This is a genomic window from Delftia sp. HK171 (assembly GCF_001886655.1).
GTDB classification, from domain to species: Bacteria; Pseudomonadota; Gammaproteobacteria; order Burkholderiales; family Burkholderiaceae_C; genus Comamonas; species Comamonas acidovorans.
In genome coordinates this window covers 1,835,847-1,848,249 of the sequence record NZ_CP018101.1, presented here as the reverse complement: position 1 = coordinate 1,848,249, position 12,403 = coordinate 1,835,847, and the positions used below count along the sequence as shown (strand labels likewise).

Below are 12,403 nucleotides of genomic sequence, written 5' to 3'. Positions count from 1 at the left end.
CCATGCCCGTCGCCTATTCCAACGTCTATCTGCATGCCGCAGGCATGTTCCTGCCCGGTGAACCCGTGGACAACGCAGGCATGGATGCCTACGTGGCGCCGCTCAACCGCCTGTCCGAGCGCCTCAAGCGCCGCATCCTGGCCGAGAACGGCATTGTCCAGCGCCACTACGCCATAGACGCCGAAGGCCGCACCGTCCACAGCAACACGGCCATGGCCGCCCAGGCCATCCATGACTGCCTGGCACAGGCCGGGCGTGCGCTGGGCGATGTCGGCTTCCTGGCCAGCGGCTCGTCGGGCGGCGATGCGCTCATGCCCGGTTTTGCCAACATGATCCAGGGCGAGATGGCCGCGCCGCCCATGGAGACCCTGTCCGTGCACGGCGTCTGCGCCGCCAGCGTGGGCGCGCTGCAGGCAGCGGCCCAGGCCGTGGACCGTGCGCCCGACTCGCTGGCCCTGGCCGTGGCCAGCGAAATGCCCTCGCGCCTGTTCAAGCGCTCGCGCTTCGCGGCCCAGGGATACAACACGGATTTCGACGCCCACTTCCTGCGCTGGATGCTGTCCGATGGCGCAGGCGCCGTGCTGCTGGGCGGCCCGCAGGCCCTGCCCCAGGCGCCGGGCCTGCGCCTGAAGCTGCGCTGGACGCACCTGCGCAGCTTTGCGGGCGACTACCCTGTCTGCATGCAGCTGGGCCTGACGCCCGACCGCGCCACCAGCCACCTGGACTTTGCCGCCTGGGGCGATGCCGAGGCCGCAGGCGCGCTGTCGCTGCGCCAGGACATCCGCCTGCTGCCGCACCTGTTCGATGTCTGCATCCACGAATACGCCCACCTGGCCCACACGGGCTGGGTGCCCGAGCGCGGCATCGACCATTTCCTGTGCCACTACTCGTCCGAGCGCTTCATCCCCGTGGTCGATGAGCTGCTGGGCAAGGCCCAGCTCGGCATCCCGCGCGAGCGCTGGTGGAGCAACCTGGCCTGGCGTGGCAACACGGGCGCGGCCTCCATCTTCGTGATGCTGTCCGAGTTCCTGCGCACGGAATCGGCACGCCTGAAGCACGGCGACACCGTGCTGTGCTTCATTCCCGAATCGGGCCGCTTCACGGCCGGCTACATGCTGCTGGAAGTGGAGGATGCGGCCCAGGCTCCCACCGCCACCCCGGCCACGGCCGCAGCACGCAGTGCCACCGCCGAAGCTCCCGCTGCCCCGGACCTGCTGCCCGATGTCTCCACCATCGCCCCGCCCCACGACCCGAACCAGGCCCCGGCCACGCTGGCGCCGCTGCTGACCGAACTGGCCAGCCTCTGGCAGGACTACCGCTCGCGCGTGTGGCGCACGCCGCTGCTGCAGCGCATACGCACAGGCAGGCTGCAGACCGCCGACTACGTGCGCTGGATGAGCCACTGGGTTCCCCAGGTGCGCGAGGGCAGCCTGTGGATGCGCGAGGGCGCGGCATCGCTGACCGGAGAACACGCGGCGCTGGCCGCGCTGATCGACGTGCATGCGGGCGAGGAGCAGAACGACTTCCGCATCCTGCACGAGGACTACCTCAAGGCCGGCGGCACCGAGACCGACCTCACCCGCCTGCGCCGCAACCCCGGCGGCGAGGCGCTCAACGCCTACCTGCACGGCCTGGCCGCCACGCCCAATCCGATCGGCCTGCTGGGCGCCATCTACATCATCGAAGGCACGGGCCAGCGCATCGTGCCCAGCCTGCTGCCGCTGCTGCGCGCCAGCCTGCCGCTGCCGCCCGATGCCTTCCGCTTCCTGGAATACCACGGCGCCAACGACGAACACCACCTGGAGCGCTGGCTCATGGCCGTGCAGATGGTGATGGCGCTGGACGACACAGACGGCAGCGGGGGCACGGCGGCGCAGGCCATCGTGCGCACCGCGCGCCACACGGCGGCGCTGTACCTGATGCAGTTCGAGCATGTCCTGCCCGAGGAGCACTGATGCAACCACCAGACTTCATCGAACCGCCCCACGACGAGCGCGACCCCAGCCCCTGGCGCGCGCTGTACCTGGACCAGAGCACGCCGCTGCCCGACGACGTCAAGGCCGCCTGGCTGCGTGACTGCAGCAGCGGCTCGCGCCAGTACCTACTGCCCTTCCTGCGGCCGCTGGCACGCACCAGCATCGTGCTCATCCAGATCCTCAAGGTGCTGCTGCCGCGCAACTGGGCGCACTCCAGGCTGCTGCACCGGCTGCTGGCCTTCAGCATGAACCGCTTCGTCTCGCCCGAGGCCAACTGGCTCATCCTGCGCCATTTCCACCTGGGCTCGCAGATCCTGGCCTTTGTCGCGGCCAATGCGCCCACGCCCGTGTCCACCACACCGCTGGAGCCGGACAGCATCGACGACATCAAGGACGACCTGTTCCTCAGGCACGACCTGAACCTGTTCAACTTCGTCATCCGCCTGAACAACGCGCTGCGCGCCGCAGGCCAGGAACTGCAGCCCGTGGCCGAGCCCGACTTCGCCATGCTGCGCAACCCGCCCCTGCGCCTTGAGGACATGCCGCGCGGGCGCCTGAACCTGCTGGACCTGCAAAGCGCCATCGAGGTCTACACGCCCGTCTACCAGCTGCTGCTGACCGACAACGACTTCTGGCGCGCCAGCAACTCGCTGCAGCTGGACGAGACCGTGGCTATCTATGCGGCCAAGATCCTCGCCTCGCCCGAGCACCTGGTCATGCTCAACAACAAGCACCCGCTGGTGCCCCTGTCCACCCTGCGGGCCGGCCACCGCCTGGTGCTGCACGGCCTGTCCACCGAAATGCTGCACTGCCTGCTGATGAAGGTCGCCAGCGGCGACATCCCGCTGCCAGCCCGCGAGCTGGCACGCATGCGCGAGGCGGCCCGCGCCCACGGCAGTGGCAGCAGTGACGGCAGCGGCAGCGCCAACAACGCCGACAGCACCGCCGCCGTCTGACCCAGGTCAAGAAACAGCGGCAGATGGCCGCCATCACGCGCGAAACGCGTTACATCGCGTTGCATTCAACGGCATAGCCCGCTAGCCTGCACGGCTTCTCCCGGGGCGCGCCGCCCGGGTCCACTGCCGGTGCCCTGGGTGGCTGTCTGCCCGCCCAGGCTGCGGCGCATCCTAGCCTGCGTGCCCCATGCCATCGTCGTCCTCCACGCCTTCAGCGGTTCGCTGCAGCGAATGCATGCGTTCGTCCCATTGCCTGCTGGGCCAATTGCCCGAGCCCGCATTCCAGCAATGGCTGCCGCACATCCGCGAACGCGGCCTGGCCAAGGGCCAGAAGCTCCAGGCGCAGGGCAGCGTCGCCCATGAATTCCAGGTGATCAAGATCGGCTTCGTCCTGGCCATCCGCCGTGGCGGCGACGGCGTGCAGCGGCCCGTGGCCCTGTTCGGCAACGGCCACGCGCTGGGCAGCCCGGGCTGGCTGCAGCAGCCCTCGGCCATGCACTTCGAGGCCCTGGGCCCGGGGCGCATCTGCTGCGTGGACATCGCCACCATCACGCGCCGCGGCCTGGTCGATGCCGCCTTCGTGCGCGCGCTGGCCACCAGCTACACCTGCAACAACGCCCTGCTGGCGGAATGGGCCCACATCGTCCGCATCCCCGGCGTGCTGCGCCAGCTGGCCGCCACCCTGATGCAACTGGCCGTGCTGCAGTCAAGCCTGCTCGTGCGCCTGCCCAGCCAGGGCGCACTGGCCGCCCTGCTGGCCACCACGCGCGAGACCATTGCACGCAGCCTTGTGCGCCTGGTGCAGCTCGGCGCGCTGGAGCGGCCGGATCGATGGCACTGCGTGCTGCAGCCTGCGGTGTTGTTGAGGATCAGTGGGGGTGGGGTGAAGGATTTGGAGTACCAGGGGATGGGAGGCTGAACACCCATACCAGGCTTCTTTTGTAGCCAACTGGCTACAATCCAACCATGTACAGCGTCATCGAAACCGAGACGTTTGCTGATTGGGTAGACAGCATTCGTGACATGCCAACTCGTATCTGCCTGCGTCGTCGCCTGGGCAAAGCCATGCGCGGAAACCTGGGAGACGTGAAATCCGTTGGCGAGGGCCTATGGGAGATGCGCGAGTTTTTCGGGCCAGGTTGGCGCATGTACTACATCCAACGCGATCATGTTCTGATCGTGATGCTTGGCGGCGGAGACAAGTCCAGCCAGGCACAGGACATTGCTGCGGCCAGGGCGATGGCCAGGGAGATCAAGCTATGAGCAACATCAAGATGCGGCCATTCGACATGGCCAACTACCTCGGCACCGAAGAGGAAATCGTGGAGTACCTGCGCCAGGCGCTGGAAGACAACGATCCGGCCGAACTGGCTGCGGCGCTGGGCGACATCGCACGCGCGCGCGGCATGACTCAGCTCGCTCGCGACACCGGACTTTCTCGGGAAAGCCTCTACAAAAGCCTGTCTGGCGAACGGGCGCCCAGTTCCGAGACGCTGTTCAAGGTGATTCAGGCCATGGGCTTCAGGCTCACCATCGCTCCTGCCGCATCGCAGCAGCCAGCAGCCTGACACTCGGATCACCCGCTTACTGTACCAACACCGCCTCTGCAGGCCTTTGCAACAGAGGCGGAATCTGCTCTGCCGGCATGGCGCGGGCGAAGAGCCAGCCCTGGTAGGCGTCGCAGTCCAGGATGCGCAGCAGGCGCAGTTGCTCGGCGGTTTCCACGCCTTCGGCCACCACCTGCAGGCCCAGGGTGCGGGCCAGCGCGATCACGGCCTTGACGATCTTGGCGTCGGCCGGGCTGTCGAGCATGGGGCCGATGAAGGTGCGGTCTATCTTCACGCGCGAGACGGGCAGATCGCGCAGGTGGGCCAGCGAGGAGTAGCCGGTGCCGAAGTCGTCCAGCACCACGCAGACGCCGGCCGCCAGCAGGCTGCCCAGCAGCTCGCGCGCCTGCAGCGGGTCGGTCATGGCGGCGGACTCGGTGACTTCCAGCTCCAGCAGGTGCGGCGGCACGCCATGCCGGGCCAGGCTGGCCATGAGGCGCTGCTGCAGGTCGGCCTGGCGCAGTTGCTGGGCCGAGAGGTTGACCGCCACGCGCAGCGGCATGCCTGCGCGCAGCCAGTCGCCGGCCTGGCGGCAGGCAGCATCGATCACCCACTCCCCCAGGGCCAGGATCAGGCCCGTGGACTCGGCCACGGGCACGAAGCGTTCGGGCGAGACCCAGCCCATTTGCTCGTCGTTCCAGCGCAGCAGGGCTTCCACGCCCTGGACCTGGCCGCCCAGCACCTGCACCTGGGGCTGGAAGTGCAGGCTCAGCAGACCCCGGTCCAGGGCACGCTTGAGGCGTTCGTGCAGAAGCACTTTCTCGGCCATGGCCTCGCCCATGGCGCTGGCATAGCGCGCATAGGAGGAGCGGCTGCGCTGCTTGGCGTCGTACATGGCCATATCGGCATAGCGCATGAGGGTGGCCGCATCGCCCGCGTCCTGCGGATAGAAGGCTGCGCCCACGCTGGCACCGAAGTTCAACGCGTAGTGGCCTATGGTGCAGGGCCGGCACAGCTCGTGCAGCAGCGCGTCGATGCGCTGGCGCAGATCGGGCTCGTTGCAGGGCTGCAGCAGGGCGGTGAACTCGTCACCGCCCATGCGCGCCAGCGTGGCCGAGCCGCCCAGCGCGACCTGCAGGCGGCGCGCCACCTCCTTGAGGACCTGGTCGCCCACGTCGTGGCCATAACCGTCGTTGATGGCCTTGAAGTTGTCGAGGTCGAGCAGCAGCAGCGCAAAGGACGCGGGTCCGGCGCCCGATTCAGACTGCGCCTGCGCCTGCGAGATCGCCTGTTCCACCTGCAGCCCGAACTGCCAGCGGTTGAGCAGGCCGGTCAGCGTGTCGTGGGTGGCGTGGTAGTGCATGCAGGCTTCCATCTGGCGCAGCTGCGACAGGTCGCGCACAAAGGCCACGGCCACGCCACTGCCGTGCGGCGAGTGGCCCAGGGCGATGTCCACCGACAGGCGCTTGCCGTCCTTGCGCAGCAGCCACAGGTCTCGCCCCTGGCCCATGGGCCGGCGCGCGGGCTGGGCGAAGTAGGATTGCAGCTGCGGCCCGTGGGCCGCCTGCGCCTCGGCCGGCAGCAGCATGTGCAGCGAGTGGCCCAGCAATTCGGCGGCGCCATAGCCGCTCATGGCCTGCATGGCGGGATTGGCCAGCAGGATGCGGCCGCTGCGGTCCACAAGCAAGATACCGTCGGGCGCGGCCTCCATGGCCACGCGCTTGAGGTCTTCGTCCAGCGCCTCGCCCGGTGCGGCGGGATCGCAGGCAACCATGCTCCAGCCCGCCGCCATCATGCGGACGCCCCGCTGCCGTGAAAGACCGATGCCGCCGCCTCCAGCGCCTGCGCCTGTCCGGCCAGCAGCTGTGCGTGCCCGATGGTGTCGCGCGCCAGGGCGGCATTGTGTTGGGTCATCTGTTCGAGCTGCTGCACGGCGGCCTGCACCTGCTGCACGCCGCCGGCCTGGGCCTGGCTGGCGGCCTGCATGCCTTCGGCCAGCACCAGTTGCTCGCGCATATCGGCCTGCACGGCCAGCATGGCCTCGCCCACTTCACGCGCCATGGCGCAGCTTTGCGCCACCTGCTGCTGCGATGCCTCGATCAACGCCTTGATCTGGCGCGCGGCGTGGGCGCTGCGCTGGGACAGGCCCCGCACCTCGTCGGCCACCACGGCAAAGCCCTTGCCGTGTTCCCCCGCGCGTGCGGCCTCCACGGCGGCGTTGAGCGCCAGCAGGTTGGTCTGGAAGGCGATGCCGTCGATGAGCGAGCTGATCTGCCCCACCTGGTCGCTGGTCTGGGCCACGCCGCGCATGCCCTGGTCCAGTTGCACGACCATGCGGCTGCTCTGCCCTGCCATGTCCACGCCGTGCCGCGCGCGGGCGGCGGCCTCGCCGGCCTGGGCGCTGCTGCGCTCGATGGCGCTGGCCAGGGCCTGCATGGCCTGGGCCGATTGCTCCAGGCTCGCGGCCGCGGCCTCGGTGCGGTCGCTCAGTTCGGTGCTGCCCTGCTGCACGGACAGCGCGCAGCGGCGCACCTGGTCGCTCTTGCCCTGGATGTCGCCGACCAGGGAGACCAGGTTGAGTCCGGTCTGCCGCACGGCGCTGCCGATGGCACCGATCTCGTCCGTGCGCTGCAGGAACCGTGCATCGGTCTGCTGCCCGCTGGCCACGGCCTGGGCCTGGCCGCGCAGCGCCGCCAGGGGCATGAGCAGCCGGCGGCGCAGCCACTGCCCGGACGCCGCGCAGGCCAGGCTCCAGATCAGCCAGGCCGGCCAGACCTGGGCCAGCGGCACGGCCGATGCCTGCAGCGCGGGTGACCACAGTCCGGCCGACCCCAGCAGCCACAGGCCGGCCACCACGGCCTGCACGCGCCAGGCCAGTGGCCGAAAGCGCCACCACCGCTGCAGTGCGCCCACGGCGCCGCGCCCCACGGGAAAGCCCCGGTGCAGGCCAAGTGAGCGCACGCCGGCATTGATCTGTTCATAGAGCGCCGCATGCTGCTGCACCTCGCGCGGCTCGGGCCGGGTGCGCACGGACAGGTAGCCGACCACGGCGCCCGCATGGCGTATGGGACTGGCGTTGGCGCGCACCCAGTAGTGGTCGCCGTTCTTGCGCCGGTTCTTGACCAGGGCGCTCCAGGGCAGCCCGCGCTGGATGGTGGACCACATGTCGGCAAAGGCGGCAGCCGGCATGTCGGGATGGCGCACGATGCTGTGGGCCTTGCCGTAGAGCTCGGCGGCCTCGAAGCCGCTGACGCGGATGAAGGCATCGTTGGCATAGACGATGCGCCCCTTCAGGTCGGTGACGGAAAGAAGCGTCTCTCCTTCGCTCAGAGGGTACTCACGCTGGGTGACGTACACGTTTCGCCGCATGGATCAGGTCTCTCGGAGATGGGCGGGGCGTCGGCATGACACCCCCAGGCGGGGCCCACTCTAAGCAGTCCTGAGGCGATGCACATCAGGGATGGTGTGCTGCAGCGCACCTAAACGCAGCCAATGTGACGGGGGTCACATTGGCTGCGGCGCGCGCAGGATCAGGAACGCTTTTCCTGCAGCAGGGCCTTGACGTCGGCGCCCAGCACCTGCGGGCCGCCGCCGTATCGCTCATACACGCGCAGGCGGCCGGCCGTGTCATAGACATAGCTGCCGGCCGAATGGTCCAGCGTGTAGGTGCCTTCGGTCTTGCCGGGCACTTTTTTGTAGAAGAGCTTGAAGTCCTTGGCCACGGCCGCCGTCTCGTCCGGCGTGCCGTGCAGGCCGACGAAGCCGGGGTCGAAGTTGCCCAGGTAGGCCTTGAGCACCTCGGGCGCGTCGCGCTCGGGGTCCAGGGTGACGAAGACGCCCTGCAGCCTGTCGCCATCGGCGCCCAGCTGCTGCTTGACCTCGACCAGCTCCTGCAGGGTGGTGGGGCAGACATCGGGGCATTGCGTGTAGCCGAAGAAGACCACGACGACCTTGCCCGCGAAGTCCTTGATGCTGCGCTGCTTGCCGTCCACATCGCGCAGGGGAATGTCCTTGGCGTACTCGGCGCCCGTGACATCGACACCCTGGAAACTGGTCTTTGCCTCGCGCGAGCATCCGCTCAGCGCCAGGGCGCCCCATGCCATGGCGGTCAAGCCCAGAACGCGCAGCGCTGTCCGTTTGTTCATGCTTCCTCAACAAGGTAGTTGCCGCAGGCTGCGTGGCCGCAAAGGCTGCGCGCCGGCCCGGGCTGGAAAGGGAAAAGGCGAAAGCGTCCGCTGAAGGCGCTTTCGCACAGCCGCAAACCATAACCCATAACCGCAAGACCCCGGCGCCGCGGGGCCTGCCGGCCGGCCTACCGGGGCCGGCCAGCCTTACTCGCCGTCGCCCGGACGCCCTGCCGTGTCCCAGGAGGCCGATGCACGCAGCAGCCGGTCCAGGTCGCGCTTGGCCTTGCCGGCATCGGCCATGCCCAGGCCTGCGGGCATGCGCATCATCCAGTGGCCCTGCGGGTCCACCACGTACAGGTGGTCCTGCAGCGCATGGCCGGGCGCCGGCTGCAGCCAGCCGCGCAGCACGGCCTCAGGCACGCGCAGCACCGTGGCCTGGGCCAGCGCGGGGCGCAGGTGCGCGGGCACGGGTGCGTCGTCGGAGATGAGCCAGACCCGGTCCAGCCGGTCCTTTTCGCGGCCAAGTGTCTCGCGCAGCTGGCGCTGCAGATAGAGATGGCTTTCGCAGGCGCTGCCGCAGGCACCGCCCGCCACGCTGAGCAGCAGCCACTGGCCCTTGAGCGACTGCAGCGGCAGCGGCGCGCCGTCCAGCGTGGTGGCCGTGGCCGAAGGCAGGGCCGGCTGGGCCGCGATCAGCTCGCCAAAGCTGCGCTGCTGGCCAGGCCGCAGCACGTAGTAGGTGAAATAGGAGGCCACCACGGGCGCGGCGCAGACCGCGAACACGGCCAGCATCTTCCAGCGGCCGCTGCGCGTGCGCTGCGCGCCGGCAAGGGCCGGCTGCAAGGGTGGCAGGCCATGGACAGTCATCTCCAGGGGAGTCTCAGGAGCGGGCATGGCGCGGGCGGACAAAGCGTCGGACGATTTGGAACCAGACATACAAAAGCGTGATCAGGGCCGCAAGTCCAAACCATTGGAACGCATAGCCATGGTGTTTCTCGACACCGGCCGTCACAACGGGCCAGTCGCGCCGCAGGCCTTCGCTGGCTTCGCCGGTCTGCAGCAGGCTCCATTCGCGCAGCGGCAGCCCGGAGGCCACGGCCCATTCGGCAATGTCCACATTCTGTCGGATGCGCGACTTTTGCCCATCAGGGTCTGCCCCTGCACGGCCGAATTCGTAGAGCCGGGACGGCGCGGCCTCCATGCGCCCGTCAACGGTCACCAGGCCTTCGGGCGTCTGCACCTCGGGCAAGGCCGTGCGGTCCAGGAAGTTGCGCGGCACCCAGCCGCGCTGCACGGCAATCACCACATCTTCATGCGGCGCGGCCAGCCGCAGCGGCGTGAGCACAAAGAAGCCCGGCTGGCCCTGCATCTGGCGGTTGTCCAGGTACAGCGATTGCCCGGCAATCCAGTGGCCCTGCAGTCGCACGGGCCGGTGCAGCCAGGGCGCCGCCTCGGTGTTCAGGGCAGCACCGGGCTGCATGGGCGCCAGCTGCGCGTTGTCCAACGGCGGCAGGCCCTGCTGGCGCTGCACGGCATCGAACAATTGCTGCTTGTAGGCCGCGCGCTGCAGTTGCCAGCGGCCCAGGGACAGTGTGATGGCCACGCCGATCAGCGCAGCCAAGGTGATCAGTACAAACCGCCAGCGGTCTGGCATTCTGGAAACACGCACCGGATAATCCACCCATGAAATTCGTGATCGTTCTCGCCCTGCTGGCCATTGTCGCCAGTCTGGGCAGCGCCTTGTTCTTCATGATGCGCCGCAATCCCGAAGACCAGGAGGGTCCGGGCGACGACAGGCGCCGCAGCCGCGCCATGTTCCGCGCACTGGCGCTGCGCGTGGGCCTGTCCATCACGCTGTTCCTGTGCGTGCTGCTGGCGGCCAAGCTGGGCTACATCCACCCCACGGGCTGGACCGCCGGGCAATAGACAAGCCCCCTGCCTCCGCAAACAAAAAGAAGCGCCCAGGCGCTTCTTTTTGCATGGGGCGGGCAGACCCTCACATCCAGTACACGAGGACGTAGAGGAACAGCCAGACCACGTCCACGAAGTGCCAGTACCAGGCCGCGCCCTCGAAGCCGAAATGCCGCTCGGAGGTGAAGTGCCCCGCATGCAGGCGCATGGTGATGAAGAACAGCATCAGCATGCCCACGAAGACGTGGAAGCCGTGGAATCCTGTGAGCAGGAAGAAGGTCGAGCCGAACACGCCCGAGGACAGCTTGAGGTTCAGCTCGGTGTACAGGTGGTAGTACTCGTAGCCCTGCACGCACAGGAAGACGAAGCCCAGGATCACCGTCATCCACATGAAGGCGATGGTGCGGGCGCGGTGGCCGGCCTGCAGCGCATGGTGGGCAATGGTCAGCGTCACGCCCGAGGTCAGCAGCAGCGCCGTGTTGATGGTGGGCAGCCAGAACGGGCCCACGGTCTGGAAGGGCTCGACGCTGTTCGCCGGCGAGGCCGTGGCGCCCGCTGCCATGCTGGGCCAGACGGCCTTGAAGTCGGGCCAGAGCAAGGCGTTGTCCAGGCTGCCCAGCGCAGGCACCGAATGCGAGCGCGCCCACCACAGGGCGGTGAAGAAGGCGCCGAAGAACATCACCTCGGAGAAGATGAACCAGCTCATGCTCCAGCGGAAGGACAGGTCGATCTTGCGCCCGTACTTGCCCGACTCGCTCTCATGCGCGGCTTCCCGGAACCAGAAAAAGAGCACGGCCAGCCACCAGACCAGGCCAAGGCCCAGGCTGTACATGCCCCATTCATGCCCATTGATCCAGTTGCCCGCGCCCAGGATCAAGAAGAACAGCCCCGCCGCCGCCATGACGGGGTGGCTGGACTCGGCCGGCACGTAGTAGTAAGGCGTTTTGCCGTGGGTGGTTGCACTCATTGCTCAGCTCCTGAAATTCTTGGTTCTCGGTTTCCCGTCTATCACTCTCTGTCCCCGATGGCCGCGCCGCTCAGACCACGAGCTTGACCAGCGCGATCAATCCCAGCACCAGCACGAAGATGGCCGCCAGCCCCACCGCAATCACATGCAGCGGCGTGATGCGCTCCCCGTCCTGCTGGTACTCGCTTCCCCTGCGCACGCCGAAGAGCGACCAGGCCACGGCGCGCACCGTGCGCCACACGCTGGGCGGGCGGCGCGGCTCCCGTGGCTGCGGCGCATTCATGAGGCGGGCTCCTGCTTCGGCCCTGCCGCCACCGGCGCCTCGCCCGTGGGTGCGGCCGGCGTCCTGCCGCCCACCTCGAAGAAGGTATAGGACAGCGTGATCGTGGTCACATCCTTGGAGATGCGCGGATCGATCACGAAGGCCACCGGCCACTCGCGCTTTTCTCCGGGCTCCAGCGTGTACTGCGAAAAGCAAAAGCACTCCAGCTTGTTGAAATGCGCGGCCGCCTGGCGTGGCGCATAGCTCGGTATCGCCTGGGCCGCCATGCGGCGGTCCTGCACATTCTGGAACTCGTACATGACCGTGGCCAGCTCGCCCGGATGGACCTGGATGGAGCGCTGCGCCGGCTTGAAGTCCCAGGGCCCGCGCGCATTGGCGTCGAACTCCACGGTGATGGTGCGGCTCTTGTCCACCTGCGAGTTGGCGGGCAGCTTCACATCGCGCCCGGCCGTGCCGTTGCCCGGCACCTGGCGCTCGGACAGCGACAGGATGTTGATGCCCGTGAGCTCGCAGATGTGCTTGTAGATGGGAATCAGCACGTAGCCGAAGGCAAACATGCCCAGCGCCACCACGGCCAGCTTGCCCACCATCTTCGCGTTTTCACTGCGCACGCTCACGGACGTCCCTCCTGTTGCC

The 12,403-nt window shown here is 68.3% G+C and carries 14 protein-coding genes; 6 read left to right on the top strand and 8 right to left on the bottom strand.

All coding sequences use genetic code 11. The features are described from left to right. The first annotated feature begins 2 nt into the window (after positions 1–2). From BO996_RS08330 to BO996_RS08310, 5 genes are all read left to right on the top strand, one after another. A complete protein-coding gene (locus tag BO996_RS08330; RefSeq protein ID WP_071954482.1) occupies positions 3–1,955 on the top strand; it encodes a StlD/DarB family beta-ketosynthase in 1,953 nt (650 codons plus the stop codon). Further along, on the top strand, positions 1,955–2,932 hold the full coding sequence (locus tag BO996_RS08325) for a DUF6999 family protein (protein WP_071954481.1): 978 nt from the start codon (positions 1,955–1,957) through the stop codon (positions 2,930–2,932). The genes BO996_RS08330 and BO996_RS08325 overlap by 1 nt, the downstream gene beginning before the upstream one ends. A gap of 235 nt (positions 2,933–3,167) precedes the next feature. Next, positions 3,168–3,851, top strand: a complete 684-nt coding sequence (locus BO996_RS08320) for a Crp/Fnr family transcriptional regulator (RefSeq protein WP_071954480.1) — start codon at positions 3,168–3,170, stop codon at positions 3,849–3,851. Positions 3,852–3,898: 47 nt separating this feature from the next. After that, on the top strand, positions 3,899–4,195 hold the full coding sequence (locus tag BO996_RS08315; RefSeq protein WP_071954479.1) for a type II toxin-antitoxin system RelE/ParE family toxin: 297 nt from the start codon (positions 3,899–3,901) through the stop codon (positions 4,193–4,195). Beyond that, positions 4,192–4,500, top strand: coding sequence for an addiction module antidote protein (locus BO996_RS08310; protein ID WP_063327131.1), 309 nt, complete (start codon positions 4,192–4,194; stop codon positions 4,498–4,500). The genes BO996_RS08315 and BO996_RS08310 overlap by 4 nt, the downstream gene beginning before the upstream one ends. Before the next feature lie 16 nt (positions 4,501–4,516). Here BO996_RS08310 and BO996_RS08305 read toward each other — a convergent pair whose 3' ends face one another. From BO996_RS08305 to BO996_RS08285, 5 genes are all read right to left on the bottom strand, one after another. Beyond that, positions 4,517–6,274 carry a putative bifunctional diguanylate cyclase/phosphodiesterase gene (locus BO996_RS08305; protein ID WP_071954478.1) on the bottom strand — a complete coding sequence of 586 codons (1,758 nt, stop codon included), beginning with the start codon at positions 6,272–6,274 and terminating at the stop codon, positions 4,517–4,519. Beyond that, positions 6,271–7,848: a methyl-accepting chemotaxis protein gene (locus BO996_RS08300; protein WP_071954477.1), complete on the bottom strand. Its 1,578-nt coding sequence runs from the start codon at positions 7,846–7,848 to the stop codon at positions 6,271–6,273. The genes BO996_RS08305 and BO996_RS08300 overlap by 4 nt, the downstream gene beginning before the upstream one ends. A gap of 161 nt (positions 7,849–8,009) precedes the next feature. Next, the gene (locus BO996_RS08295; RefSeq protein WP_071954476.1) at positions 8,010–8,624 is read right to left on the bottom strand and encodes an SCO family protein; all 615 of its coding nucleotides are present in this window, start codon (positions 8,622–8,624) and stop codon (positions 8,010–8,012) included. 186 nt (positions 8,625–8,810) lie between these two features. Next, on the bottom strand, positions 8,811–9,500 hold the full coding sequence (locus tag BO996_RS08290; protein WP_043783264.1) for an SCO family protein: 690 nt from the start codon (positions 9,498–9,500) through the stop codon (positions 8,811–8,813). Continuing rightward, positions 9,487–10,260 carry an SURF1 family protein gene (locus tag BO996_RS08285; RefSeq protein ID WP_071954475.1) on the bottom strand — a complete coding sequence of 258 codons (774 nt, stop codon included), beginning with the start codon at positions 10,258–10,260 and terminating at the stop codon, positions 9,487–9,489. The genes BO996_RS08290 and BO996_RS08285 overlap by 14 nt, the downstream gene beginning before the upstream one ends. 29 nt (positions 10,261–10,289) lie before the next feature. On the opposite strand from BO996_RS08285, the gene BO996_RS08280 reads away from it, so the two are divergent. Then, entirely contained in the window at positions 10,290–10,532 is a 243-nt protein-coding gene (locus BO996_RS08280) for a twin transmembrane helix small protein (RefSeq protein WP_013803982.1), read from the top strand. Between the two features lie 70 nt (positions 10,533–10,602). Here the strand turns inward: BO996_RS08280 and BO996_RS08275 are convergent, their stop codons facing one another. The 3 genes from BO996_RS08275 to BO996_RS08265 all read right to left on the bottom strand — a co-directional run bounded on the left by BO996_RS08275 (position 10,603) and on the right by BO996_RS08265 (position 12,384). Next, the gene (locus BO996_RS08275) at positions 10,603–11,484 is read right to left on the bottom strand and encodes a cytochrome c oxidase subunit 3 (protein WP_071954474.1); all 882 of its coding nucleotides are present in this window, start codon (positions 11,482–11,484) and stop codon (positions 10,603–10,605) included. Between the two features lie 70 nt (positions 11,485–11,554). Continuing rightward, a complete protein-coding gene (locus tag BO996_RS08270; RefSeq protein WP_013803984.1) occupies positions 11,555–11,767 on the bottom strand; it encodes a DUF2970 domain-containing protein in 213 nt (70 codons plus the stop codon). After that, positions 11,764–12,384: a cytochrome c oxidase assembly protein gene (locus tag BO996_RS08265; protein WP_013803985.1), complete on the bottom strand. Its 621-nt coding sequence runs from the start codon at positions 12,382–12,384 to the stop codon at positions 11,764–11,766. The genes BO996_RS08270 and BO996_RS08265 overlap by 4 nt, the downstream gene beginning before the upstream one ends. Positions 12,385–12,403: the final 19 nt, after the last annotated feature.